Raw genomic sequence first — 24,990 nt, forward strand, 5'->3', positions numbered from 1 at the left:
GAACCTGCGCACAGCTGCCACCCCCATCGCATCGCGGCGATTAGTTGGCAGCTCCACTTAGATTAAGGAGCTCCACCATGATCAAACTCACCCCCAATCCCCCCGTCCGGCTGTTCACCGTGGCCGACGGCATCAGCACCGAAGACCTGCTGGTCAATCTCAGCGAAACACTCGCCTCGGCCAATGCGCTGAGTTGCGACCTGGCCTTTGACCTGGAAGGATCGAAAAGAGAGGAGTTGCTGGGCGTCGCGCAGTTGATTGAGCTTGCCCAGTTGTTAGCCGAACGGGCTCATGATGGTGTCGGGCAGGCTACAGCGGCAGGCAGCTGATAACCCAGTCCAAATGTGGGAGGGGGCTTGCTCCCGATAGCGGTGGATCAGCCAACAATTCAGTGAATGACACGCCGCAATCGGGAGCAAGTCGAACCGTCGCACCGCCCCTCCCACATTGGATCGCTGTTGTTCAGCGAGAACGGATTGCCAGCAGCACCTCAGCCACGTTGGTGAATTCTCGATCCACCGCCGCCAACACCGGTCGCTTCAACACCAACACCGGTAGCCCCTGTTCCCGCGCCACTTCGAGCTTCGGTTCGGTAGCCGTGCTGCCGCTGTTCTTGCTGATCAGCACGTCGATCTGGCGGCGCTCAAACAGCGCACGTTCTTCGTCGATCAAAAACGGCCCGCGGGCGCCGATCACTTCACAACGCCCATTGCCCGGATACACATCCAGTGCGCGCAATGTCCAGAATTGCCCCTCAGGGATTTCCTCGAGGTGCTGTAACGGTTCGCGTCCCAGGGTAAACAGTGGCCGCTTGAAAGGCTCAAGCGCTTCGATCAGCTCGGCCCAGTCACTCACCTCACGCCAATCATCACCGGCCTGCGGCTGCCACGCGGGTCGGCGCAATGCCCAACATGGCACGCTGCACAGCTTCGCTGCCTCGGCTGCATTGCGGCTGATTTGCGCTGCATACGGGTGGGTCGCGTCGAGGATCAGGCTGATCTGTTCATCGCGAACGAATTGCGCCAAGCCTGCGGCGCCACCGTAACCACCGACCCGCACTTGGCAGGTGAGATCGGTAGGCACCCGCCCAACCCCGGCCAGGCTGTAGATATGCCCAGGCCCCAAGGTTCGCGCGATGGCCAGCGCTTCCGTCACGCCACCCAGCAGCAGAATCTTGTTCATAGCGGCTTGACCACTTCCAGCAAGGTAATCGGCAATGCCTGGCGCCACGTATCGAACTCGCCCAACGGCTGCGCCTGGGCCACATGAACGCGCGTCAGTTCACCGCCGTGCTCCGCGCGCCAGTTCATCAGGGTCATTTCGCTCTGCAGGGTGACGGCATTGGCAACCAAGCGCCCCCCCGGACGCAGCCGTTGCCAGCAGGTATCGAGTACGCCATCACGGGTGACGCCGCCACCGATAAAGATCGCGTCCGGGGCTTCCAGGCCGTCCAATGCCTGCGGCGCGGTGCCGCGAACCAGTTGCAGGCCGGGTACGCCGAGCGCGTCACGGTTATATTCGATCAAGGCTTGGCGGCCTTCGTCGGCTTCGATCGCCAGTGCCCGGCAGCTTGAATGTGCGCGCATCCATTCGATGCCGATGGAGCCGCTGCCCGCGCCCACGTCCCAGAGCAGCTCGCCGGGCATCGGGGCGAGGCGGGCTAGGGTGATGGCGCGCACATCGCGTTTGGTCAGTTGGCCGTCGTGTTTGAAGGCCGCATCCGGCAGGCCGGCGAGGCGCGACAGGCGCGGTGCGTCGGGATCGGCCAGGCAGTCGATGGCGAGCAGGTTAAGGTCGGCCACCGCTGGCTCACCCCACGACTGCGCGATGCCGTCGATACGTCGCTCCTGCGCGCCGCCCAGGTGTTCAAACACGCTCAACCGGCTGGGGCCATAGCCGCGCTCGGCCAATAATGCGGCAATCAACGCCGGGCTGCTGCCGTCATTGCTCAACACCAGCAAGCGCACGCCACTGGCCAGGTGCGCATGGATCGCCGCCAACGGCCGGGCCACCACAGACACGCTCACCACCTCCTGCAACGGCCAGCCCAGCCGCGCCGCCGCCAGGGATACGGAGGAGGGCGCCGGCAAGATCAACAGTTCTTCAGTCGCCACCTGCCGCGCCAGGCTGGCGCCCACGCCGTAGAACATCGGATCACCGCTGGCCAGTACGCACACCGGCTCACCGCGCCGCGCCAGCACCGGCGCCAGGGAAAACGGGCTTGGCCATAACTGGCGCTCACCACTGATACACAGTGGTAAAAGGTCCAACTGGCGCTGAGCCCCTATAATCCGCGTGGCGCGCAGCAGGGCATGCCGGGCGTTTCTGCCCAGGCCCTTGAAGCCGTCTTCACCGATGCCTACTACCGTCAGCCAGGGCGACATATCAATTCCTTGAACGACATCCGACGGGCAGGCTTTTCATGCCGCCGGACAAAGCAGGCATAATACCGCGCCTTTACCCGTCAACCGGTAGCCCCGTGAACCCAACGCCCGCTCTGAATACCTTGCGCCCCTCGGCTTGTCCGGGGTTGTTGCGTATCGTCCAGGCGCTGGACGGCGGCATCTGCCGGGTCAAACTGGCCGGTGGCGCCATCAGTGCAGCCCAGGCCAACGCCGTGGCGGACGCTGCCCAGGCTTACGCGGGCGGGGTGATCGAGGCGACCAACCGCGCCAACCTGCAGATTCGCGGGATCGGCGCCGAGCAGGACGCCCTCATCGCGATGCTGCTGGCGGTAGGCCTCGGCCCGAGCCACGCGGCCGGCGATGATGTGCGCAACCTGATGCTCAGCCCCAGCGCCGGCATCGACCCACAGATGCTGTTCGACACCCGCCCGCTGGCCGGGCAGATCCTCGCCATCCTGGAAAACCATCCGCGCTTTCATGAGCTGTCGGCAAAATTCGCCGTGCAACTGGATGGCTTCGAGGCCTTGGCGATGCTGGAGCATCATCACGACCTGTGGCTGTCGGCCTTCGAGCAAGCCGGTGAAACCCTGCTGGCGTTCGGCCTGGCCGGTTGCCCTGGGCAGGATGCGCCGTTGGCCGCGGTGCGATTGGACCAGGGCCATGCACTGGTGGTGGCGGTGCTGGAAGCCTTTCTCGACCTGGCCACGCCGGAACAAACGCGCATGCGCCACCTGGCTGTGGATAAGTTACTGAGCCGCCTGAACGTGCCGCTACTGCCGGCGGACGGGTTCAAACGCCCGGCCAGCAGTGCGCCGGGCCACCTGGGCAGTTATCCACAGCACCAGCAAGACCTGTTCTATGTCGCCGCCGTCGCCCCCCTGGGCCGCCTGAACCCGGCGATGCTCAAGGGCGCCGCGCAACTTGCCAGCGAGCATGGCGACGCCACCTTGCGTTTCACTCCCTGGCAAGGCCTGTTGCTGCCCAACCTCACCCAGCCCGATGTGGTGATCGAGCAATTAACTCAATTGGGCTTTCTCTGCGCCGCCGACCAACCCCTGGCGCACATGATCGCTTGCACCGGTTCCAGCGGCTGCGGCAAAGGCCTGGCGGATACCAAGACCGACGCCCTGCAATTGGCCGCCCTGCAACCTGGTCACGCCGTTCACCTGTCCGGTTGCCCGCGCTCCTGCGCCGCCGCGCACACCGCACCGGTGACCTTGCTGGCGGTGAGCCCCGGCCACTACGACCTCTATTTTCGCGACGCAGCCCATCCAGGTTTTGGCCGGCTGCACGCGCGCACCCTTTCTATTGAAGCGACGGGCGCCTTGCTGCGCGCTCGCCCACGGAGCAACACCGATGATTGATTACATCCGCGACGGTCAGGAGATCTACCGCAACTCCTTCGCCATTATTCGCGCGGAAGCCAAGTTGGAGCGTATCCCGGCCGATCTGGAAAAACTCGCGGTGCGGGTGATTCATGCCTGCGGCATGGTCGAGGCCATCGACGGCCTGCAGTTTTCCGAGGGCGCAGGCAAGGCCGGGCGCGAAGCGCTGGCGGCGGGCGCGCCAATTCTGTGCGATGCGCGGATGGTCTCCGAAGGCGTGACCCGTGCGCGCCTGCCGGCCAACAACCCGGTGATCTGCACCTTGCGCGACGACAGCGTGCCGGAGCTGGCGCGGGAGCTGGGCAATACACGTTCCGCAGCAGCCCTGGAACTATGGCGCCCGCACCTGGCCGGTAGCGTGGTGGTGATCGGCAACGCGCCGACCGCCTTGTTCTACCTGTTGGAGATGCTTGATGCCGGCGCGCCGAAACCGGCGCTGATCCTGGGCTTTCCGGTGGGTTTTGTTGGTGCCGCCGAATCCAAGGCAATGCTCGCCGCTGACAGTCGCGGCGTGCCGTTCGTGATCATGCAGGGCCGCCTGGGTGGCAGCGCCATGGCCGCCGCCGCCGTCAATGCGCTCGCCACGGAGGTTGAATAATGCACGCACGCGGACGTCTGATCGGCCTGGGCGTGGGCCCCGGTGACCCGGAACTGATCACCCTCAAGGCGCTGCGCCTGCTGCGCGAGTCGCCGGTGGTGGCGTACTTCGTGGCCAAGGGCAAGAAGGGTAACGCCTTCGGCATCATCGAAGACCATCTGGTGCCCCAGCAAACCCTGATGCCGCTGGTGTATCCGGTGACCACCGAGGCGCTGCCGGCACCGCTGTCCTATGAACAGGTGATTAGCGACTTCTACGACACGGCCAGCGTCGACGTGGCCGCGCATTTGGATGCGGGCCGCGACGTGGCGGTGATCTGCGAAGGCGATCCGTTCTTCTACGGCTCCTACATGTACCTGCACGACCGCCTCGCCGAGCGCTATGAAGCGCAAGTGATTCCAGGCGTGTGTTCGATGCTGGGCGGCGCTTCGGTATTGGGCGCGCCGCTGGTGTATCGCAATCAGAGCCTGTCGGTGCTGTCGGGCGTGTTGCCTCACGATGACCTCAAGCGCCGGCTGGCCGACGCGGATGCGGCGGTGATCATGAAGCTGGGGCGCAACTTCCCCAAGGTGCGCCAGGTGTTGGAAGAACTCGGCCTGGCCGGGCGTGCGCTGTACGTGGAGCGCGCCACCATGGCCAACCAGAAGATCGTGCCGCTGGACCAGGTGGAGCCGATGTCGTCGCCGTATTTCTCGTTGATCATCGTGCCCGGTGAACGGTGGCAAGGTTGATGAGCCCGGCGATTGTCATCCTGGGCCAGGGCAGCCTGGCAACCGCGCGCCGGATCCAGCAGCTTTACCCGGCTGCGCTGATCCACGGCCTGGACGGTCGGGTTGAAGGTGCAGACCAGAACTACAGCGAATTCGGCGCCACGCTGCGCCAGCTCTACCAGCAGGGCACGCCGCTGATTGCGCTGTGCGCCGCCGGCATTGTCATCCGTACCCTTGCGCCGCTGTTGCTCGAAAAAGGTGAGGAGCCGGCAGTGCTGGCCGTCGCCGAAGACGGCAGCGCCGTGGTGCCACTGCTGGGTGGCCTGGGCGGCGTGAACGTGATGGCGCGGGACATTGCCGCTGCGCTGGGCGTGGCGGCAGCGATCACCACCAGCGGCGAGTTGCGCTTCGGCACCTGCCTGCTCAACCCGCCCAAGGGATATGCATTGGCGGACCTGGAACTGGGCAAGCGCTTTGTTTCGGACCTGCTGGCCGGTGAAAGCGTGCGCATCGAAGGCGCGGCGCCCTGGCTGGACCAGGCCAACCTGCCGCAGGACCCGCACGCCCGCCTGGCGATTCATGTCGGCAGTGCCGAGCGTGCGCCCGCCGCCAACGAATTGCTGATTTACCCGAAGACGGTGTGCGTCACCTGCAAGCCGGGTGAGCACCTGGCGGCCCGTGTACGCACGGCCTTGAACGAAGCGGGCATTGCCGTGCAATCGCTGGCGTGCCTGCTGGCGAGCGACCTGCAGATGGCCGAAGCGTCATTGCATGAGGCCGCGCTGGCGCTGGGCGTGCCGCTGCGGTTTGCCCCGCTTGCGCCGCACGCAGACATCAGCATCAGCGTGGCTGAACAGCCCTTGGATTTGCCACAGATAGGCCGCCCACGCGGGCGCCTCGCCGTGATCGGCCTCGGCCCTGGCGCCGCCGACTTGATGGTGCCGGCCGTCAAGGCCGAGTTGGTACGTTGCACCGATGTGCTGGGCTATGAAACCTACGTGCGCATGGCCGGGCCGTTCCGTGATGACCAGGTGCAGCACTGCACCGACAACCGCGAAGAAATGCAGCGCGCCCGCCACGCCTTCGAACTGGCCGCCCAAGGGCGCTCGGTGGTGGTGGTGTCGTCCGGCGACCCGGGTGTGTTCGCCATGGCGGCTGCGGTGATCGAGGCGTTGCATGAGTCCAGCGACCCCGCCTGGCACCAGGTCGACCTGCAGATCCTGCCTGGCGTCTCGGCGTCGCTGGCCACCGCTGCCCAGGCCGGCGCGCCGCTGGGGCATGATTTTTGTGTGATGTCGCTGTCGGACAACCTCAAGCCGTGGTCGATCATCGAAAAGCGCCTGGACCTCGCGTCCCAGGCCGACCTGGCGTTGGCGTTCTACAATCCGATTTCCCGAGCGCGGCCGTGGCAACTGGGGCGTGCGCTGGAGATCGTCGCGCAGCACCGCACGCCTGAAACGCCGGTGGTGCTGGGCCGCGATATCGGTCGTCCCGGCCAGACACTGCGCGTCACCACGCTGGGGCAGCTCACCCCGGGCCAGGTGGACATGCGCACCATGGTGCTGGTCGGCTCGTCCACCACCTGCACGTTTGCGCGTGCCGGCGGCGGGGAGTGGGTGTACACACCGCGCTGGTACGGTGATAAACCCGCCTCCTGAAAACGCCGAGGCGATGGCCGGAAAGCTCCGAATGACTCAAGGATTTTCCTGCGGTTGTTCGGAGCTTTTTCTTTTTCTCACGCAGAAACAATGAAGCCCTTGCTTGATGCCGCGCTGTTACTGGGCGTCACGTTCCGGCGCGCCGCGACAAGGGATGTTTGTCGCCTGGAAAGCCTGGAGGTGGGTGGACTAGTGTGGTTACAAGCCCCGAGTCGGGGCGTATGTGGAGAGTTGAAAATGGAGCGACATCACAGAAGGATCAACACTAAAAAGAGGCGCAAGCTGATCGCCGCCTACAAATTGCCGGGTGCGCCAGGAAGTCCCGCAGCGCTACCGCGGGACACCGACGATGACTGCAATGCGGCGGTGGTCAACAACGGCGTGATTTCATTTGCCGAGGGGCTTTCCGGGCTCAACCGCGAATACATCCGCAAAAGCTACCTGTTGGCCAGCAGCTATGTCAGCGATGTATTGAAAATCAACCGGGGCAGCGAGGCCTGGTACGACGAATTCATTAAAGTGATGACCAGCTTGGGCTGGTTGCCGATACGTAGCCGCTTCGAGCGGGTCTCACGTTCGGGCAAGGGCCTGACGGTGCAACTGGCGGCGCTCAATATCATCGGCGCGATGCTTGCCTCGATGTCTGTTTCGGGGCCGCTGCTGAGCATGCTGCCGAAACTGGCGGCGGATGCGCTGGAGGCCTTGAAGCAACAGCCGGCATCTTTCGAATTGTTCAAACGCAACAGCACGGTGCACGAGGGCGGCGATTTTGGCCTGGCTTCCTGCGCCGAGAAGGACGGCGAATTGATGATGGTGCTGGTGACCTACAGCACCCACGGTGTGGACAAGCAGGTGGGGCTGCCCTTGCTGGAGTGGGACAGTTCCTCGTTCGAAGCTTTCAGCGGGCAAACCTGCCTGGTGCTGAATACCTCGATGGTCAACGAGAAAACTATCCAGCTGATGCGCGAGAGCGCGGGCGATAAGGTGCAGCAGGCGATTGCCCAATACCGGATCTAAGGCACCAGGTAACCGCGCACGCCGGTAAAGATGATTTGCGCGGCCAGGGCACACACGAACAACCCCATCAACCGGCTGACAATCTGCAAGCCCTGGTCGCCGAGAATCCGCTCGATCCGATTGGACAGGTACAGCACCACGCCCACGGTGAGGCTGGCCAGGGCGATGCTGAGGATGGCCGTGAGCTTGTCGTCCCAATGGGGCTGGCTCACCCCCATCACCAGCAGCGCACCGATGGTACCGGGGCCGACCGTCAGCGGGATGGTCAGCGGCACGATGGTCACGTCCTGCTGCACGTTATCGGTCTGCACCGCCGACTTGCCCTGGGCCATGCCCAGCGCGGAAATAAACAGCACACTGCCGGCACCGATGCGGAACGCGTCCACGGTAATGCCGAACACACTGAAAATCACCCGGCCGAACAGGTACAACAGCACGCTCGACACCAGGGTCGCCAGCGCGACTTTCCAGGCCAGGCGCCGCCGCTCCTTGCTGGAATAGCCACGCGTCAGGCTGATAAAGCAGGACAGCACGAAGAACGGGCTATAGAGCACCAGCATCTTCAGGTAAACGCTGAATAACACGTGGAGCATGAGCGCGGCTCGCGGCAGTAGAAGAAGTGTCGAGAGTCTAACAGGCGACATGACACAAATGTGGGAGGGGGCTTGCCCCCGATAGCGGTTTGTCAGTGACAGATACTGAGCCTGACACACTGCAATCGGGGGCAAGCCCCCTCCCACATTTGATCGCATTCCAAGTCAGGAGGGGGCGTGTTCGGGCCGCTGTTGGCGCTGCGCCACCCAGAACTCCACCAATTCACGCAACTGCGACAGCTCCACCGGCTTGGCCATGTGTCCGTCCATCCCGGCCTGGCGCGCGCGCTCCTTGTGTTCCGAGAGGATGTGCGCGGTCAGCGCTACCACCGGCGTGCGCACACGTTGATGGCTGACTTCCCACGCGCGCAACTGCTGGGTAGCGGAGAAACCGTCGAGGACCGGCATTTCGCAGTCCATCAACACCAGGTCATAGCGCTGGGCTTTCATCGCCTCCAACGCTTCTTCGCCGTTGCTGGCGGTGTCCGGGTTGAGGTTGAGCTTGCCAAGCATGCCGCGTATCACTTTGGTGGAGATGCTGTTGTCTTCGGCCACGAGGATGCGGAAGTCGCTGGGCACCGTAATGGCTGCGGGCGTGGCAGGAGTGGGGCGAGGGTGAGCCGCGCCTTTGCTGCGTTGGGTCAGTTCGTCGGCCAGGGTGGTCTTGAGGGTGTAGCCGGCCACCGGTTTGGCGAGGATGCGCTTGATCCCGCAGTTGCGCGCGATGATCTTGCTCGGCGCGTTGCTGATGCCGGTGAGCATGATCAGCAGGATATCGTGGTTCAGGCTCGGGTCTTCCTTGATCTTCGCCGCCAGTTGCATGCCGGTCATGCCGGGCATGTTCTGGTCCAGCAGCACCACGTCGAAGTAATCGCGCAAGTGCGCCTTGGTGCGCAGCAGGGCCAGGGCCTCTTTGCCCGACGCCACGGCGCTGACGTTCAGGCCCCAGGCCGAGCATTGCTGCAACAGCACCTTGCGGCAGGTGTCGTTGTCGTCCACCACCAGCACGCGGGCGTCCTTGAGCGGGCCGTCGAGGTCGGAGGTCGGATGCTCGAGGCGCTCCGGGTCCAATGGCAGGGTCAGCCACAGGGTGCTGCCTTGATGGCTGCCGCTCTTGATACCGAATTCGCCATTCATCAGCAAGATCAACTGGCGCGCGATCACCAGGCCCAGGTGGCCGCTCAAGCGTGTCGCCGAGAGGAAATTCTTGCTGTGCAGTTCGCTGTGCAGCAGAGCGTCGCGTTCGGCGGCCTCCATCGGTACGCCGCTGTCTTGCACGGCAATGCGCAGGCGCGGCTTGGTGCTGCGTTCGTCGAGGGCCACGACGATCAGCACTTCGCCTTCGTCGGTCTTCTGCAGGGCGTTTTCCAGCAGGCTCAACAACGCCTGGCGCAGGCGTGTCGGATCGCCGCTGATCACGCGTGGCACCTGGGGCTGGATGAAGCTGATCAGCTCGACATTCTGCTGCTCGGCCTTGGCGCGGAAGATGCTCAGGCAGTCGTCGATCAGCGCGTTGAGGTCGAACTGCACATCGTCGAGTTCGATCTGCCCCGACTCGAGCTTGGAGATGTCGAGGATTTCGTTGATCAGCGTGAGCAACTCGTTACCGGCGCTGTGGATGGTCTGCACGTAGTCGCGCTGTTTCACCGACAACGGCGTGCCCAGCAGCAACTCGGTCATGCCCAGCACGCCGTTCATGGGGGTGCGGATTTCGTGGCTGATCTTCGCCAGGAATTCGGCCTTGGCGGCGATTTCGGCGTTGCTGGCGGCCAGGTCGCGGCTGAGGCTGAAGCGGGTTTCGACAATGGCGCGCTGGCGCTCGCCCAGGGCCAGGCTCATCAGCAGGCCGCTGAGGCAGATGAAGCTGAGCAGGGTCACGATCAGGCCTTGCGGCGCCACCAGCGTAAGGCCGAGCAGGGCGGGAAGAATGATCAACGTGCCGATGTTGAACACCACCATCCCTGCCACGAACAGGCGCGCCGGGCGATAGCCTTTCTGCCAGTGATAGGCCGAGACAAACAGCATGCTCAGGCCGGCCAGCGCCACCAGGGCATAGGTGATGATGTTCAGCGGCAGGGTGTTGACGAACAACAGCAACAGGCCGCACAGCACGATCAACAGGATGTCGGCCATCAACAGCTTGTTCAGTGGGTGCGGGCCCAGGGGCATGAAGAAGCGATAGGCAAACATCAGCCCGCACGGAGCGGTCAGCAGCAGGGCGAGATAGGCGCCGGGGGTTTGGATCGCGTGCCAGTTCGGCAGCCACGGCCCCACCACGTTGAGCAGCAATGCCAGGCTGAGCAGCAACAGGCATTCGCAGGCGGCCAGCCACAGGCTGCTGCGCGAGCGGTGGTAGGCGAAGCGCGTGAGATTATGCAGGATCAGCATCAACAGCACGCCGAACAGCAGGCCGTAGACCAGCGTCTGGTTCTGGTTGGCGGCGGCCAGTACAGCCGGTTCAAGGGTGATGTAGGGGCGCAGTTCGTGCTCCGACACCAGGCGCAGGTAAACCTCCAGCGGGCGCTGGCTCTGCGGCATCGGCAGCATGAAGTCACTGCTTGGCAGCGGGCGGTTGGCCTGGGGCTGGCGCGTACCGGTGGTTTGCTGTTCCACCAGGGTGTCGCCGTCCAGCACATAAAGGCTCAAGTGTGCGAGGTCTGGCGCAAACACCCGCAGCACTTGTTCATGCTTGCCGGGTTGCAGCTTGAAGCGTACCCACAACGCACCGTCCGGCTGCGCGGCGGTAATGCGGTCCAGTTCGATGGGGCTGAATTGATTGGTGTAGCGCGAGGAACGGATATCGCTCAGCTGCAGGTCGGCCTGTTCATCGAGCAATACTGCCCAACCACTGCCTTGCGCAGCGGCTTGAGCCGGGGCCAGGCAGAGCAGGGTCAGTAGACTGACGGTAAAAGCTATGGCGATCCTGAGCCAGCGCACGGCGAAGTCCCTTCGTAGGTGAATGCACGGGTTAACTATGCGCGGGGCGGCATGAGTACGGCAAGGGCCAGAGGCCCTTGCCTACCCGAACGGATAGCTACTCAGTTGCTCTCGCCACGCTCACGGGCAATGGCGCGGTAGCCGATGTCGGTGCGATAGAAGCAGCCTTTCCAGTCGATTTTCGCGGCCAGCTTGTATGCCTGTTGCTGCGCGGCGTCGACACTGGCGCCCATCGCGGTGGCGCACAGCACGCGGCCACCGGCGGTGACGACCTTGCCGTCCTTCAGCGCAGTGCCCGCATGAAACACCTTGCCTTCCAGCGCCGCTGCGGCGTCCAGGCCTTCGATCACATCGCCCTTGGCGTAATCGGCAGGGTAACCGCCGGCCGCCAGCACGATACCGACGCTCGGGCGTGGGTCCCACTGGGCTTCGACCTTGTCCAGGGCCTGGGCCAGCGCGGCTTCCACCAGCAGCACCAGGCTCGACTGCAGGCGCAGCATGACGGGTTGGGTTTCCGGGTCACCGAAGCGGCAGTTGAACTCGATGACTTTCGGGTTGCCGGCTTTGTCGATCATCAGGCCGGCGTAGAGGAAACCGGTGTAGACGTTGCCTTCGTCGGCCATGCCGCGCACGGTCGGCCAGATCACCAGGTCCATGACGCGCTGATGCACGTCGGCGGTGACCACCGGAGCCGGGGAGTAAGCGCCCATGCCGCCGGTGTTCGGGCCGCTGTCGCCGTTGCCGACACGCTTGTGGTCCTGGCTGGTGGCCATTGGCAGGACGTTCTTGCCGTCGACCATCACGATGAAGCTGGCTTCTTCGCCGTCGAGGAACTCCTCGATCACCACACGAGAACCCGCATCACCAAAGGCATTGCCGGCGAGCATATCGCGCACGGCATCCTCGGCTTCCTGCAGGGTCATGGCGACGATCACGCCTTTACCGGCGGCCAGGCCATCGGCCTTGATCACGATCGGCGCGCCTTTTTCACGCAGGTAAGCCAGGGCCGGCTCGATCTCGGTGAAGTTCTGGTAGTCGGCGGTCGGGATCTTGTGGCGCGCCAGGAAATCCTTGGTGAAGGCTTTCGAACCTTCCAGCTGAGCGGCGCCTGCGGTCGGGCCGAAGCAATCCAGGCCACGGCTGCGGAACAGGTCCACGACGCCCGCAACCAGCGGCACTTCCGGGCCGACGATGGTCAGCGAGACGTTTTTTTCTGCGAAGTCTGCCAACTGCTCCAGCGCCAGCACGTCGATCGCGACGTTTTCGCACTTGGTTTCAATGGCGGTACCGGCGTTGCCGGGGGCAACGAAGACTTTCTGGACGCGTGGGTCCTGGGCTACTTTCCAGGCCAGGGCGTGTTCACGGCCACCGCTGCCAATGATCAAAACATTCATTTCAAAAACCTCTGAGAAACGCTGTGCTTCTTTGTAGGAGCGAGCTTGCTCGCGAAGGTCGTGAACGATGACGAGGGGAACCTGACACCCCGTGGCGTTTTTGAGTTTTTCGCGAGCAAGCTCGCTCCTACAGTAGAGAAGCGGTGCTGTTTAGTGGCGGAAGTGGCGCATGCCAGTGAAGACCATGGCGATACCCGCTTCGTCGGCCGCGGCGATGACTTCAGCGTCACGCATCGAACCACCCGGTTGGATCACGGCGGTCACGCCGGCTTTCGCGGCGTTATCCAAACCGTCACGGAACGGGAAGAACGCATCGGAAGCCATGACCGAACCCACCACTTGCAAGCCGGCGTGTTCAGCCTTGATCGCGGCGATACGGGCCGAGTTCACACGGCTCATCTGGCCAGCGCCGACGCCGATGGTCTGGCGGTTCTTGGCGTAGACGATGGCGTTGGATTTAACGTACTTGGCCACTTTCCAGGCGAAAATCAGGTCATTGATCTCTTGCTCGGTCGGGGCGCGCTTGGTCACCACTTTCAAGTCGTCGCTGCCGATCATGCCGATGTCGCGGCTCTGGACCAGCAGGCCGCCATTGACGCGCTTGTAGTCCCAGGCAGCGGCGCGCTCAGCCGACCATTCGCCGCAGGCCAGCAGGCGCACGTTGGCTTTGGCCGCGACGATGGCGCGGGCCTCTTCACTGACGCTTGGCGCGATGATCACTTCAACGAACTGACGCTCGACGATGGCCTTGGCCGTCTCGGCATCCAGTTCACGGTTGAAGGCGATGATGCCGCCGAATGCCGACTCGGTGTCGGTGGCGTAGGCCAGTTCGTAGGCCTGGCGGATCCCGCCTTCAGCGTCCGGGCTCACGGCTACGCCGCACGGGTTGGCGTGCTTGACGATCACGCAGGCCGGCTTGACGAAGCTCTTCACGCATTCCAGCGCGGCGTCGGTGTCGGCCACGTTGTTGTAGGACAACTCCTTGCCTTGCAGCTGGGTCGCGGTGGCGATACCCACTTCGGCTGGCTTGGCCTCAACGTAGAACGCCGCGCTCTGGTGCGGGTTCTCGCCGTAGCGCATTTCCTGGGCCTTGATGAACTGGCTGTTGAAGGTGCGCGGGAACTGGCTGCGGCCTTCTGTGCTCAGGGTTTCAGCGGCCTGGTTCACGGTGCCCATGTAGTTGGCGATCATGCCGTCATAGGCCGCGGTGTGTTCGAACGCCTTGAGCATCAGGTCGAAACGCTGGGCGTAGGTCAGGCCGCCGGCCTTGAGGCTTTCGAGCACCTGGGCGTAGTCGCTGGCGTTAACCACGATGGCCACGTCTTTGTGGTTCTTGGCCGCCGAGCGAACCATGGTCGGGCCGCCGATGTCGATGTTTTCGATGGCGGTCGGCAGGTCGCAGCCTGGCTTGTTGATGGTGGCTTCGAACGGGTAAAGGTTAACGGCCACCAGGTCGATCGGCTTGATGCCGTGCTCGTTCATGATGGCGTCGTCGATACCGCGACGGCCGAGGATGCCGCCGTGGATTTTCGGGTGCAGGGTCTTGACCCGACCGTCCATCATTTCCGCGAAACCGGTGTAGTCCGCGACTTCTACTGCGGCCACGCCGTTGTCCTGCAGCAGTTTGAAGGTCCCGCCCGTGGAGAGGATTTCCACGCCCAGGGCTTCCAGCTCCCGGGCAAATTCGAGGATCCCGGTCTTGTCGGAAACACTGATCAAGGCGCGGCGGATCGGCAGGCGGGTAGTCTGGTCGGTCATCTCAATTTCCATCAAAAGCAAAGGAGTCAGCAAAAAAGGCGACCGTTTTTACGCGGGCGCCTTTCTGGTTTGATTGAATGCTTACAGCAAATCGTATTGCTTGAGCTTTTTGCGCAAGGTGCCACGGTTGAGGCCCAGCAGCTCACTGGCTTTGGTCTGGTTGCCCTTGACGTAGTTCATCACGCTTTCGAGCAAGGGCGCCTCGACTTCGGAGAGCACCAGGTTGTACACGTCCGTGACGGAAGCACCCTCAAGGTGGGCGAAATAATTGTGCAGCGCCTTTTCGACACTGCCGCGAAGGGTCTGGCCTTCTTCGCTCGGCGTGTTGAGGTGCTGTTTCAAATTGACGTTGTCGCTCACGGGTGTTGTTCCACTCACTAAAGTCTCGGTCATCATCGTCATGCGGCCACCCCTTCTCCATCCCCTGTTCCCAGGCTCTTGTCACGTTCGGCGAAGAACTCACGAACGGTGGCGACCTGTGCCTGCGTTTCATCCAAACGATTGAACTGAGCGCGAAATTCCTTGGCGCCCGGCAAGGTGGCGAGGTACCAGCCGACATGCTTGCGAGCAATGCGTACGCCCATCACATCCCCATAGAAGGTGTGCAGGGCGGTCAGATGCTCTAGCAGAATACGTTCCACCTCGGACAACTCCGGTGCCGGCAACACGTCGCCGGTACGCAGAAAATGTTCGATCTCACGGAAAATCCATGGCCGCCCCTGGGCGGCCCGGCCGATCAACAAACCGTCGGCACCGGTTGCATACAGCACGCGCCGGGCCTTTTCGGCAGAGTCGATATCGCCATTGGCAAACACCGGCATCGACACGGCCTGCTTGATCGCGGCAATCGTGTCGTACTCGGCTTCACCGGTATAAAGGTCGGCGCGGGTGCGGCCATGCACCGCCAGCGCTGCAATCCCTGCCTGTTCGGCGATCTTCGCCACCGTCAGGCCATTCTTGTTGTCCCGGTCCCAACCGGTACGAATCTTCAGGGTTACCGGCACATCGACTGCGGCGACAACGGCCTGCAGGATCTCGGTAACCAACTGCTCATCTTTCAACAAGGCGGAACCTGCGGCCTTGTTGCAAACCTTCTTGGCCGGGCAGCCCATGTTGATGTCGATGATCTGCGCGCCCAGCTCCACGTTGGCCCGGGCTGCGTCCGCCAGCATTTGCGCATCACCGCCGGCGATCTGCACCGAGCGCGGCTCGGGATCACCTTCGTGGATCATGCGCATCCGCGATTTGCGGGTGTTCCACAAACTCATGTCGCTGGTGACCATTTCAGAGACTACTAGACCCGCGCCCAAACGTTTGCAGAGCTGACGAAAGGGCTGGTCGGTGACACCCGCCATCGGGGCGAGGATCAAGCCGTTGTGCAATGTATATGGACCGATGCGTACCGCCGACATAGGACTTCCCTGTTGTGGGGCCGGATCATTAGAGTTCGAAAAAGGGTTGGCATGATACCCGCTCTCGATGACGGGTTAAAGGCTGAATTGGATAAAATCTGAACAGTTATTTTTTTATCGCCATCGGTTTGGTTGGTGCCGGCGCAGTCAATAATCTGCCGTCAAACCTTGGTTGCGGCGTGGCCTCACTCGGGCGAATGGAAGCTCAGGCTGTAATTCACGGCTTTGTTGCCTGGGTCGAGGATGTCCAGGGAAATGTGGATCGGTGTCTGCGAAGGCATCTCGCTGACCCCGGCCAGCTCGCCGCTGAGGTACTCGGCGGGCTTGAAGCGCCGACTGGCGATCAGGCCGCCGTTGAGGTCGGCAAAGCGCAGTTCCAGCAGCGGGAAGGGCTGGGAGAAGGTGGCGCGGTTGTAGATGATCGCGTCCACCACCAGCGCGCCGGCGAATTCCGGGTGGCTGCGCACCACCAGGTTGCTGCTCTTGATATGGGCGATATCGACCCGTGATGGCACGCTGCAGCCCAGTTTCGGGCACAGTTGCTGGAACCATGGGCGGTAGGCGTCCTGCCGGGCCAGCTCGTCGAATTGATAGGCGATGTACTGGCCCGCCAGGCCGGCGGCGGCGAGCAATACGAGGATGATCCAGGTCAGGCGCCGACCCCAGCCGGACGGGCGTTTCTGCGTATACAGGTGCAGCGGGTCGTCCTCCAGGTCCTGGAACACGTCGTCATGGGCACCGGACTCGGCGCGGGGTCGCTTGCGCCGTGATGGCGGGCGGTCATCGAGTGCGTCCGCCGATGGCGTCAGGGGCGTGAACGGTGGGTCTGGCTCGTCGTCGTGCGGGGTCGAGCGCAGTGGCGGTTCGTCGTCGATGCCGTCGCTGTGAAACGACAACGACGGTTCGGTGCGCTCGCTTGGCTCCGGCTCGGCTTCATCAGGCTGCACGCGCTCTTGCGGCGGCTCGCTGAACAGGCTGGCGGCCCACTTTTCTTCCTCGGCTTTGATCGTGTTGCGGCTGGCGCTGAGCGTTTCTTCCTTGTGCCGACGGTCGGCCCCGGGCTGGCGGCGTTCTGCGCCGACGGGCTGGGTGTGCTGAATCTCGCGGCGCTCGAGCTTGGCCAGTTCCTCGTCCAAGTCCAGGTTGTCCAGATCCAGCTCTTCGGCGGTCCACTGTTTCTGGCTTATTGCACGCGGCGGCGCAGGCGTTGGCTCAATCGTGGTGGGCTGCTCAGGTTCCGTCGTCGACGCCTGAGCCCGTTGCTCCAGCAACTGGCGAGCGGCATTGAACACCTGCAGGCACGAGCCGCAGCGCACCACGCCACGGGCCACGCTCAACTGAGCGTGGTTGACGCGAAAGCGTGCTTGGCAGTGCGGGCACTGGGTGACGAAACTGTCGGTCATGCGGCCATCCGATTCAGACAAGCGCTCATTCTAGCGCCGACGACCGCTGATGCGTACCCAGCCGTCACGGTTGGCGATAGGGTCCAGCTCGAAATCCTTGGCGTAGGCCGCAGCGACGTCTTCACCCTGCTCGGCGAGAATGCCCGACAGCGCCAGGCGCCCGCCAGGCTTGACCAGGCTCGACAGTTGCGGCGCCAGCGACACCAGCGGCCCGGCGAGAATGTTGGCGACCAGCACATCGGCCTGTACCTGGGGCAGGTCTTCAGGCAGATAAAGTGGGAATTTGGCTTCAGGGATGTGGTTGCGCCCGGCGTTATCGCGGGAGGCTTCCAACGCTTGCACGTCGATATCGGTGCCCACGGCCTCCTTGGCGCCCAGCAGCAGAGCGGCGATGGCCAGGATCCCCGAGCCGCAGCCGAAGTCGAGCACGTTGCTGTCGGTCAGGTCCTGGCCGTCCAGCCATTCCAGGCACAGCGCGGTGGTGGGGTGAGTGCCGGTGCCGAACGCCAGGCCCGGGTCCAGCAGCAGGTTGACCGCATCCGGCTCCGGGGCGGCGTGCCAGCTCGGGACGATCCACAGGCGCTGACCGAACCGCATGGGCTGGAAGTTATCCATCCAGCTGCGTTCCCAATCCTGGTCTTCGATCACTTCGCTGTGATGCTCCGGCAGTGGGCCGCCGGTGAGCAGTTCCATATGGGCCAGTACGCTGGCGGCATCGGTGCCGTCTTCGAACAGGGCCAGCAGATGGGTGTGGGACCACAGCGGGGTGGTGTTGAGTTCGGGTTCGAAGATCGGCTGGTCTTCGGCGTCCATGAAGGTCACCGACACGGCGCCGACTTCGAGGAACGCGTCTTCGTAGGTTTCGGCTTGTTCTGGGCTGATGGCGAGACGGACTTGCAGCCAAGGCATGGCGGGCACCTTTGAAAAAATGAGTGTGCAGCCGGGGTGGGGCTGCGAAAGCGCGCAAGTTTACGCGAGCGAACAGCAGAAGACGACATTACTGAATGAATGCGGACCAAATGTGGGAGGGGGCTTGCCCCCGATTGCAGTGCGTCAGTCTCAGTATCTGTAACTGATCCACCGCCATCGGGGGCAAGCCCCCTCCTACATTTGAACGGTGTACATCTTGGACATCGCGGTTCCAGAAACAACAAAGCCGCCCGAAGGCGGCCTTGTTGGGTGGAGCACTTACTGGTTGGCCAGCTTGTGTTCCAGGTAGTGAATGTTCACACCACCCTCGCAGAAGCCTTCATCACGAACCAGGTCCCGGTGCAGCGGGATGTTGGTCTTGATGCCGTCGACCACGATTTCGTCCAGGGCGTTGCGCATACGGGCCATGGCCTCGTCGCGGGTCGCGCCCCAGGTGATCAGCTTGCCGATCAGCGAGTCGTAGTTGGACGGAACCTTGTAGCCGCTGTACAGGTGCGAATCCACACGTACGCCGTTGCCGCCGGGCGCGTGGAAATGCTTGACCAGGCCAGGGCTTGGGATAAAGGTTTTCGGGTCTTCGGCGTTGATCCGGCACTCCAGGGAGTGGCCGTGCATCTTCACGTCGTCCTGGGTGAAGGACAGCACGTTGCCAGCGGCGATGCTGAGCATCTCCTTAACGATATCGATACCGGTGACCATCTCCGAAACCGGGTGTTCTACCTGCACGCGAGTGTTCATCTCGATGAAGTAGAAACGGCCGTTCTCGTAGAGGAACTCAAAGGTACCGGCGCCACGGTAGTTGATGTCGATGCACGCCTTGACGCAGCGTGCCAGGACTTCCTGGCGCGCTTTTTCGTCCAGGCCGGGTGCCGGTGCTTCTTCCAACACCTTCTGATGACGACGCTGCAGGGAGCAATCGCGGTCGCCCAGATGGATGGCGTGGCCCTGGCCGTCGGACAGTACCTGCACTTCCACGTGACGTGGGTTGGTCAGGTACTTTTCCAGGTAGACCATCGGGTTGCCGAACCAGGCGCCCGCTTCGGAGCGGGTCTGCTTGGCGGCTTCGATCAGGTCTTCTTCCTTGTGCACCACGCGCATGCCGCGACCACCACCACCACCGGCGGCCTTGATGATCACCGGGTAGCCGACTTCGCGACCAATGCGCAGAGCGGTTTCCTCGTCTTCAGGCAACGGGCCGTCGGAGCCAGGAACGGTTGGCACGCCGGCCGCGATCATGGCGTCCTTGGCCGATACCTTGTCGCCCATCAGGCGAATGGTTTCGGCTTTCGGGCCGATGAAGGCAAACCCGGATTTTTCCACCTGTTCGGCGAAATCGGCGTTTTCCGCAAGGAAGCCGTAGCCTGGGTGAATGCCATCAGCGCCGGTCACTTCGGCCGCAGCGATGATGTTCGAGACTTTCAGGTACGAGTTCGTGGCCAGTGGCGGGCCGATGCAGATGCTTTCGTCCGCCAGTTTCACGTGCATCAATTCGGTATCGGCCGTCGAGTAAACAGCGACGGTCTTGATGCCCTCTTCCTTACAGGCGCGCAGGATACGCAGCGCGATCTCGCCGCGGTTGGCGATCAGGACTTTTTGCAGTTTCTTCGCAGGTTTCAACATCGAAGGCGCTCCGCGGTTCAAACGATGGTGAACAGCGGCTGGTCGTACTCAACCGGCTGACCGTTTTCTACCAGGATGGATTCGATGACGCCGGCTTTTTCAGCGGTGATGTGGTTCATCATCTTCATCGCCTCAACGATGCAGATGGTGTCGCCCACTTTCACGGTCTTGCCCACTTCAACGAAGGCTGGCGAGGTCGGTGCCGGGGTGCGGTAGAAAGTACCCACCATTGGCGACTTGACCACGAAACCGTTCAGCGCAGGGGCTGCCGGTGCGGCAGGCGCGGCCGCTGGAGCGGCGGCAGGGGCAGCAGCGGCTGGAGCCGGTGCTTGCATCTGTGGCGCATAGAACTGTTGAGCCGGGGTCTTGCTGTGGCGGCTGATCCGTACGGACTCTTCGCCTTCCTTGATTTCCAGCTCGTCGATACCGGATTCTTCCAGCAGTTCGATCAGTTTCTTAACTTTACGGATATCCATGAATCATCAACTCCCAAGGGTCGGTCAGGGGCGTTTAGCCTGTTCTTCAACGTGTTCCAGGGCGGCCTCCAGGGCCAGTCGGTAACCGCTGGCGCCAAGGCCGCAGATCACTCCTACCGCTACGTCGGAGAAGTAAGAGTGATGGCGGAAAGCTTCGCGTTTGTGCACGTTCGATAAATGCACTTCGATGAATGGGATGCTCACCGCCAGCAGCGCGTCACGTAATGCAACGCTTGTGTGCGTGAAAGCGGCGGGATTGATCAGAATAAAGTCCACACCTTCGCCACGCGCGGCATGGATGCGATCAATCAACTCATACTCGGCATTGCTTTGCAGGTAGAGCAAATGGTGGCCGGCAACACGGGCCCGCTGTTCCAGATCGAGGTTGATCTGGTCCAGGGTCACTGCCCCGTAGACGCCCGGTTCACGGGTGCCGAGCAGGTTCAGGTTGGGTCCGTGAAGAACCAGTAAGGTCGCCATCGGCTGTTCCTTGTTATTGGGTGGGGTACGCCAGAACCCGGCGACTATGCCGCAAAGCCTTTGTGACTGTCCAGTTCTATGCAGTAGCCAACACGATTAACGAGGATAGCGAAAAATTTGTGACTGTGGCCTTGGATCTGGTCATGGAGATCAAGTGTGGGAGGGGGCTTGCCCCCGATAGCGGTGCATCAGTTACAAATGCTGGGACTGACACACTGCAATCGGGGGCAAGCCCCCTCCCACATTTTGATCTTCACTGGATGGAAGATCAGACGCGGAAGGCCTGCACCGCCGTATCGAGCTGCCCGCCCAGCACCAGCAGGTGTTCGCCCTGGCGGCGGCCTTGGCCGATACGCAGCAGGTTGTCCTCGCCCAACTGGTGAATCCGCTCGCTGTTGTCGCGGATCTCGCTCACCGCCCCGCTTTGCTGGGCAGTCACATCCGCGATGCGTACGGCGGTTTCGGAGATGGTCTGGATCGCCCCGACGATTTCATCCAGCGCGCCATCGGCAGCTTGCGCTTGTGCGGCGGTGGCTTCGGCGTGTTCGACCTGTGCGCGCATGCCGTGCACCGATTGGTGGGCGGCGGTTTGCAGGCCGGCGATCAGGCCCTGGATTTCGGCGGTGGCGCCCGCGGTGCGTTGGGCCAGGGAGCGCACTTCGTCGGCGACCACGGCAAAACCGCGTCCGGCTTCACCGGCGCGGGCCGCCTCGATGGCAGCGTTGAGCGCCAGTAGGTTGGTCTGGTCGGCGATCGAGCGGATCACCGTGAGTACGCCGCCGATGGTGGCGGACTCTTCGGCAAGTTTCTCGATCATCTGCGCATTTTGCTGCACTTCACCTACCAGGGCATGCAGGCCGGTCAAGCTCAGGCCAATGACGCGCTGGCCTTGTTCTACGGCTACGCCCGCGCTGCGACTGGCGCCTGCGGCCTGGCTGGCATCGCCCGCCACTTGCTGAATGGTCGCCTCCAGTTCGCCCAGGGAATCACGGATCTGCGCGGTGTCCCCGGCCTGACGTTCGGCGCCGTCGTGCAAGCCGCTGCTCAGTTCGGCGAGGGCGCGGCTGCTGCCAGCGACGGCTTCGGCATTGCCGCGGATCGTGCCGACAAGGTCCACCAGGTAGGCGCGCAGGCGGTTGAGCGAGGCTTCGATATCGTGCAGTTCGCGGTTGGTCTTGCCCAAGGTGATTGGCTGGCTGAAGTTGCCTTCTGCCCAGGTGGACAGCGCCGGCGCGAGGTTGGTCAGCACCCGCGCCAGGCGGCGCTGCAGGGTATCGATCAATAGGGCAATCAGCAGGATCAGGCCAATCATCAGCCCTTGCATCAGGCGCACTTCGCCCTGGATCCTGGCGTGTTGCGCGCGCACCACCGGCTCCAGGCCGGCGATGGCTTGCCTCACCTGGGCGATCTTGATGTGGGTGGCGGCGGCAAGGTCGGCGCGTTGCTGGATCTGTTCGCGGGTGCGCTTGAGCTCAGCGGGGTAGCGGGTCAGCAGGCTGTTGAGTTCACGCTTGAGGTCGACGCCGGTGTCCTGGGCTTCGGTTTTTTCACCGTTTTCCAGGCCCATCAAGGCGGAAAAATCGTCGGTGCTGGATTCGGCGCTGGCTTTGACCCCCAACAAAGGCAGCTGCGCCAACCGGTCGGCCTGGCTACGGATGCTGGCGATTTCACGTTCGACCTCATCGGCCAGCTCGGCGCGTCCGCTGCTGACCAGTTTGTCCCGGGCCAGGGACAGCTTGCCCAGGTGTTGCGCGGCGGCCAGCAGTGGCGGCAGATAGCGCGCCGCGTCCGCCGAATCGACGGCGCCGGCGTACTGGCTCAGTTGCTCCAGGTTCGCCCCCAGTTCGCGTTCGGCTTGCAGTAACAGGGCTTGCGGGTCGCCGGCCAGTTTGCCGGCGGCGAGCAGCTCGGTTTTGCTGAAGGCATCCAGGTCCGCAAGGCTGGGGCGCAGGTTCTGCGCCAGCTCGGGTGGCAAGGCGTCGAGCTGCTGCAACAGGCTTTCCAGGCTCTGGCCGGCGCTGCTCAAGCGCAGGGCATCGCCGCTGGCCAGGTAGTCGTCGATATTGCGTGCAGCCTGGTTTTCGAAGGCCTGGGACAGCCCCAGATAGCGTTCCATCAACAGGTACGGGCGCTCCAGCGCCCGTTGCGACCACCACAGCGTCGCCCCGAGGGCCAGGCACACGGCCACCAGTAGAAGGGTATTGAAATTGGTCAGCAGCTTCAGGCGCATGCGTGGGTTCAACCGACAGCAAGAGATAAGTGCCTGAATTTATTGCGCTTGCGTTACAAAGTTATGACCGATTCAGTGGATTCTGGTGAAAAGATGGCACTTTGCTTTGATGTGCGCGCGGCTTGCACGCGGTTACGTCCGGCATCCTTGGCACGGTACAGCGCCTCGTCGGCCTGGGCGGCCATCATCAGGCTGTCGGAGCCGTCGCACAGCTCCACCAGCCCGGCGCTGAAGGTGCACCATAAATCCTGCGGCTGAGCCGGGTAGTGAATTTCCGCAAAGCGCCCACGAATGTCGTCCAGTACTTTGCAGGCCGATTCGAGGTCGGTGTCGGGCATCACGATGGCGAACTCTTCGCCGCCATAGCGGCCGATGTAGTCGGTCTTGCGCAAGCGCTGCTTGAGAAACAACGCCAGGCTTTTGATCACGCGGTCGCCCATGGGATGCCCGTGGCTGTCATTGACCCGCTTGAAGTGGTCGATATCGAGCATGGCAAAGCTCAGCGGCTTGTTTTCGCGACGGGCGCGGAAGCTGCAGTCTTCGAGCAATTGCAAAATGTGCGTGTGGTTGTACAGCCCGGTCAGGCTGTCGCGCACCATGCGCGCCTTCAAGTTGCGCGCACGCGCGGCGCGGTTGCGCACGGTGGTGATCAGATGGCGCGGCTTGATCGGCTTGGTCAGGAAGTCGTCACCGCCTTCGCTCATCGCATCCAGCTGTTTGTCCAGGTCGTCTTCGGCCGACAGGTAGATGATCGGCACGCTGACATAGCGATCATTGTGGCGGATCACCTTGGCCAGCTCGGTTCCGGTACAGGCGGGCATGTACATGTCGAGGATGATCAGGTCGGGCTGGAAGTCCGCCAGCTCGGCCATGGCCTGGATCGGCTCGATCAACGTGCGGGTGACAATGCCTGCGCTGTTGAGCAGGCGCTCGGTGTGCAACGCCTGGGCACGGGAATCGTCAATGATCAGTACTTTATACGGCTCATATTGAGCGACGCAGGTCAGCACTTCGATCTTTTCCAAGAGGCTTGAGGCTTCCAGCGTGCCGGTCAGGAATTCTTCGCCGCCAGCGCGCACGGCGGCCAGGCGGGTCGGGGTGTCGGTTTCATGCAGGCTGAAAAACAGCAGCGGCAGCTTTTGCTCCAGGCCCTGCTGGGCTTCGGCGGCGAGTTTCAACCCCTGCCCGGTGCCGCAGAAATCCACGTCCATCACGATGGCCGACGGCAGGCGTTCGGCCATGGAGGCGCGAAAGGCCGCCACGCTGTCCAGGGACTGGGCGCTCAGGCCAAAGAACTCCAACTGCTTGGCCAGGCGCTCGGCGCGGTCGTGGTCGGCCAACATCACGTAGATCGGCTTGCGCATTGGCGGCAGCAGGGTTTGCTCAAGCTGGTCGCCCTGGCGCAGCCCCGTGCGCGACAGGCGCTGCATCAAGCGGTTGAGCTCGCTGATCAGTTGACTGCTCAGGCGGCCACGGTTTTCGTCCACTGCCTTGAGGGAGTCGCCAATGTGCCGGGCCAGTTGGCTGTGTTCGGGCTGTTCAAAACGCTCGGCAAAGCGCAGCAGGCGCAGATTGGCTTCACTGAGTTCGGAGAAGTCGGCGTTCGACCATTCGCTACGCTGCAGGCGCTGCCAGATCTCAAGAATTTGACGTGCCTGATGAATTACCCGCTGGGCAAAGTGCTGCTTGAGACGCTCGCGGCTGGGGTCTTCTGGCTCGGTCATATCTTGACTACTGTGAGGGGTGCGTGCTGAGGTTGGCTGGTGGCCTTATGCTAGCACCTCTTTTTCTGTTGCATGAGTGTCATACGTCAATTAAGTACGTGTCTGTGTCATTCATTTTCTGACCTCATGGTCGCGCTGTGTAAAACGCGTGCATCCTTTATAGTCCAACCTTTGGTATGCGCCAATTTGGTTTAAAAGCCCGCAGCGACGGGCACGATGGGGTAGGGTTGTGGTCGGAGTGTTTGACCGCACCCGGACAA

The 24,990-nt window shown here is 62.9% G+C and carries 21 protein-coding genes; 6 read left to right on the forward strand and 15 right to left on the reverse strand.

Going from position 1 to position 24,990, the window contains the following annotated elements; genetic code table 11:
* The first annotated feature begins 77 nt into the window (after window positions 1–77).
* On the forward strand, window positions 78–329 hold the full coding sequence (locus C4J94_RS03020; protein ID WP_124384915.1) for a DUF6124 family protein: 252 nt from the start codon (window positions 78–80) through the stop codon (window positions 327–329).
* 133 nt (window positions 330–462) lie between these two features.
* Here C4J94_RS03020 and C4J94_RS03025 read toward each other — a convergent pair whose 3' ends face one another.
* Entirely contained in the window at window positions 463–1,182 is a 720-nt protein-coding gene (locus tag C4J94_RS03025) for a cobalt-precorrin-6A reductase (protein ID WP_124384916.1), read from the reverse strand.
* The gene (cbiE, locus tag C4J94_RS03030; protein WP_124384917.1) at window positions 1,179–2,384 is read right to left on the reverse strand and encodes a precorrin-6y C5,15-methyltransferase (decarboxylating) subunit CbiE; all 1,206 of its coding nucleotides are present in this window, start codon (window positions 2,382–2,384) and stop codon (window positions 1,179–1,181) included. The genes C4J94_RS03025 and cbiE overlap by 4 nt, the downstream gene beginning before the upstream one ends.
* Window positions 2,385–2,422: 38 nt before the next feature.
* On the opposite strand from cbiE, the gene cobG reads away from it, so the two are divergent.
* The 5 genes from cobG to C4J94_RS03055 all read left to right on the forward strand — a co-directional run bounded on the left by cobG (window position 2,423) and on the right by C4J94_RS03055 (window position 7,773).
* Complete coding sequence (gene cobG, locus C4J94_RS03035; protein WP_124384918.1) at window positions 2,423–3,769, forward strand: precorrin-3B synthase; 1,347 nt, start codon at window positions 2,423–2,425, stop codon at window positions 3,767–3,769.
* The gene (locus C4J94_RS03040; RefSeq protein WP_124384919.1) at window positions 3,762–4,388 is read left to right on the forward strand and encodes a precorrin-8X methylmutase; all 627 of its coding nucleotides are present in this window, start codon (window positions 3,762–3,764) and stop codon (window positions 4,386–4,388) included. The genes cobG and C4J94_RS03040 overlap by 8 nt, the downstream gene beginning before the upstream one ends.
* Window positions 4,388–5,119: a precorrin-2 C(20)-methyltransferase gene (locus tag C4J94_RS03045; RefSeq protein WP_124384920.1), complete on the forward strand. Its 732-nt coding sequence runs from the start codon at window positions 4,388–4,390 to the stop codon at window positions 5,117–5,119. Before C4J94_RS03040 ends, C4J94_RS03045 begins: the two co-directional genes overlap by 1 nt.
* Window positions 5,119–6,756 carry a precorrin-3B C(17)-methyltransferase gene (cobJ, locus tag C4J94_RS03050; RefSeq protein WP_124384921.1) on the forward strand — a complete coding sequence of 546 codons (1,638 nt, stop codon included), beginning with the start codon at window positions 5,119–5,121 and terminating at the stop codon, window positions 6,754–6,756. The genes C4J94_RS03045 and cobJ overlap by 1 nt, the downstream gene beginning before the upstream one ends.
* 237 nt (window positions 6,757–6,993) lie before the next feature.
* Window positions 6,994–7,773 (forward strand): hypothetical protein, encoded by a 780-nt coding sequence (locus tag C4J94_RS03055; RefSeq protein WP_124384922.1) that lies wholly within the window; start codon window positions 6,994–6,996, stop codon window positions 7,771–7,773.
* Here the strand turns inward: C4J94_RS03055 and C4J94_RS03060 are convergent.
* From C4J94_RS03060 to C4J94_RS03125, 13 genes are all read right to left on the reverse strand, one after another.
* Window positions 7,770–8,366, reverse strand: a complete 597-nt coding sequence (locus tag C4J94_RS03060; protein ID WP_003171467.1) for a MarC family protein — start codon at window positions 8,364–8,366, stop codon at window positions 7,770–7,772. The two genes, C4J94_RS03055 and C4J94_RS03060, sit on opposite strands and share 4 nt — an antisense overlap.
* Window positions 8,367–8,531: 165 nt before the next feature.
* A complete protein-coding gene (locus tag C4J94_RS03065) occupies window positions 8,532–11,303 on the reverse strand; it encodes a hybrid sensor histidine kinase/response regulator (protein WP_124384923.1) in 2,772 nt (923 codons plus the stop codon).
* 101 nt (window positions 11,304–11,404) lie between these two features.
* A complete protein-coding gene (gene purD / locus C4J94_RS03070; protein ID WP_124384924.1) occupies window positions 11,405–12,697 on the reverse strand; it encodes a phosphoribosylamine--glycine ligase in 1,293 nt (430 codons plus the stop codon).
* A 150-nt stretch (window positions 12,698–12,847) separates the two neighbouring features.
* Window positions 12,848–14,455, reverse strand: a complete 1,608-nt coding sequence (gene purH / locus C4J94_RS03080; protein ID WP_124384925.1) for a bifunctional phosphoribosylaminoimidazolecarboxamide formyltransferase/IMP cyclohydrolase — start codon at window positions 14,453–14,455, stop codon at window positions 12,848–12,850.
* 81 nt (window positions 14,456–14,536) lie between these two features.
* Window positions 14,537–14,857 (reverse strand): DNA-binding transcriptional regulator Fis, encoded by a 321-nt coding sequence (fis, locus tag C4J94_RS03085; RefSeq protein ID WP_002555375.1) that lies wholly within the window; start codon window positions 14,855–14,857, stop codon window positions 14,537–14,539.
* Window positions 14,854–15,867: a tRNA dihydrouridine synthase DusB gene (gene dusB / locus C4J94_RS03090; RefSeq protein ID WP_124384926.1), complete on the reverse strand. Its 1,014-nt coding sequence runs from the start codon at window positions 15,865–15,867 to the stop codon at window positions 14,854–14,856. Before dusB ends, fis begins: the two co-directional genes overlap by 4 nt.
* A gap of 185 nt (window positions 15,868–16,052) precedes the next feature.
* The gene (locus C4J94_RS03095) at window positions 16,053–17,270 is read right to left on the reverse strand and encodes a DUF3426 domain-containing protein (RefSeq protein WP_124384927.1); all 1,218 of its coding nucleotides are present in this window, start codon (window positions 17,268–17,270) and stop codon (window positions 16,053–16,055) included.
* Window positions 17,271–17,300: 30 nt separating this feature from the next.
* Window positions 17,301–18,179, reverse strand: a complete 879-nt coding sequence (gene prmA, locus C4J94_RS03100; protein WP_124384928.1) for a 50S ribosomal protein L11 methyltransferase — start codon at window positions 18,177–18,179, stop codon at window positions 17,301–17,303.
* 279 nt (window positions 18,180–18,458) lie between these two features.
* Window positions 18,459–19,820, reverse strand: a complete 1,362-nt coding sequence (gene accC, locus C4J94_RS03105; protein ID WP_003188188.1) for an acetyl-CoA carboxylase biotin carboxylase subunit — start codon at window positions 19,818–19,820, stop codon at window positions 18,459–18,461.
* Between the two features lie 17 nt (window positions 19,821–19,837).
* Window positions 19,838–20,296 (reverse strand): acetyl-CoA carboxylase biotin carboxyl carrier protein, encoded by a 459-nt coding sequence (gene accB / locus C4J94_RS03110; protein ID WP_057724122.1) that lies wholly within the window; start codon window positions 20,294–20,296, stop codon window positions 19,838–19,840.
* Window positions 20,297–20,320: 24 nt separating this feature from the next.
* A complete protein-coding gene (aroQ, locus tag C4J94_RS03115) occupies window positions 20,321–20,776 on the reverse strand; it encodes a type II 3-dehydroquinate dehydratase (protein ID WP_065951442.1) in 456 nt (151 codons plus the stop codon).
* A gap of 268 nt (window positions 20,777–21,044) precedes the next feature.
* The gene (locus tag C4J94_RS03120) at window positions 21,045–23,006 is read right to left on the reverse strand and encodes a methyl-accepting chemotaxis protein (RefSeq protein ID WP_124384929.1); all 1,962 of its coding nucleotides are present in this window, start codon (window positions 23,004–23,006) and stop codon (window positions 21,045–21,047) included.
* 53 nt (window positions 23,007–23,059) lie between these two features.
* Window positions 23,060–24,730: a PleD family two-component system response regulator gene (locus C4J94_RS03125; protein WP_124384930.1), complete on the reverse strand. Its 1,671-nt coding sequence runs from the start codon at window positions 24,728–24,730 to the stop codon at window positions 23,060–23,062.
* Between the last annotated feature and the right edge of the window lie 260 nt (window positions 24,731–24,990).

This window comes from Pseudomonas sp. R5-89-07 (assembly GCF_003851685.1).
Classification (GTDB): Bacteria; Pseudomonadota; Gammaproteobacteria; order Pseudomonadales; family Pseudomonadaceae; genus Aquipseudomonas.

Bases quoted from the DNA above. Each gene is read 5' to 3' on its own strand.
- C4J94_RS03020 (WP_124384915.1), top strand. From the start codon at position 78: ATGATCAAACTCACCCCCAATCCCCCCGTCCGGCTGTTCACCGTGGCC.
- C4J94_RS03025 (WP_124384916.1), bottom strand. From the start codon at position 1,182: ATGAACAAGATTCTGCTGCTGGGTGGCGTGACGGAAGCGCTGGCCATC.
- cbiE (WP_124384917.1), bottom strand. From the start codon at position 2,384: ATGTCGCCCTGGCTGACGGTAGTAGGCATCGGTGAAGACGGCTTCAAG.
- cobG (WP_124384918.1), top strand. From the start codon at position 2,423: ATGCCGCCGGACAAAGCAGGCATAATACCGCGCCTTTACCCGTCAACC.
- C4J94_RS03040 (WP_124384919.1), top strand. From the start codon at position 3,762: ATGATTGATTACATCCGCGACGGTCAGGAGATCTACCGCAACTCCTTC.
- C4J94_RS03045 (WP_124384920.1), top strand. From the start codon at position 4,388: ATGCACGCACGCGGACGTCTGATCGGCCTGGGCGTGGGCCCCGGTGAC.
- cobJ (WP_124384921.1), top strand. From the start codon at position 5,119: ATGAGCCCGGCGATTGTCATCCTGGGCCAGGGCAGCCTGGCAACCGCG.
- C4J94_RS03055 (WP_124384922.1), top strand. From the start codon at position 6,994: ATGGAGCGACATCACAGAAGGATCAACACTAAAAAGAGGCGCAAGCTG.
- C4J94_RS03060 (WP_003171467.1), bottom strand. From the start codon at position 8,366: ATGCTCCACGTGTTATTCAGCGTTTACCTGAAGATGCTGGTGCTCTAT.
- purD (WP_124384924.1), bottom strand. From the start codon at position 12,697: ATGAATGTTTTGATCATTGGCAGCGGTGGCCGTGAACACGCCCTGGCC.
- purH (WP_124384925.1), bottom strand. From the start codon at position 14,455: ATGACCGACCAGACTACCCGCCTGCCGATCCGCCGCGCCTTGATCAGT.
- fis (WP_002555375.1), bottom strand. From the start codon at position 14,857: ATGACGATGATGACCGAGACTTTAGTGAGTGGAACAACACCCGTGAGC.
- dusB (WP_124384926.1), bottom strand. From the start codon at position 15,867: ATGTCGGCGGTACGCATCGGTCCATATACATTGCACAACGGCTTGATC.
- C4J94_RS03095 (WP_124384927.1), bottom strand. From the start codon at position 17,270: ATGACCGACAGTTTCGTCACCCAGTGCCCGCACTGCCAAGCACGCTTT.
- prmA (WP_124384928.1), bottom strand. From the start codon at position 18,179: ATGCCTTGGCTGCAAGTCCGTCTCGCCATCAGCCCAGAACAAGCCGAA.
- accC (WP_003188188.1), bottom strand. From the start codon at position 19,820: ATGTTGAAACCTGCGAAGAAACTGCAAAAAGTCCTGATCGCCAACCGC.
- accB (WP_057724122.1), bottom strand. From the start codon at position 20,296: ATGGATATCCGTAAAGTTAAGAAACTGATCGAACTGCTGGAAGAATCC.
- aroQ (WP_065951442.1), bottom strand. From the start codon at position 20,776: ATGGCGACCTTACTGGTTCTTCACGGACCCAACCTGAACCTGCTCGGC.
- C4J94_RS03120 (WP_124384929.1), bottom strand. From the start codon at position 23,006: ATGCGCCTGAAGCTGCTGACCAATTTCAATACCCTTCTACTGGTGGCC.
- C4J94_RS03125 (WP_124384930.1), bottom strand. From the start codon at position 24,730: ATGACCGAGCCAGAAGACCCCAGCCGCGAGCGTCTCAAGCAGCACTTT.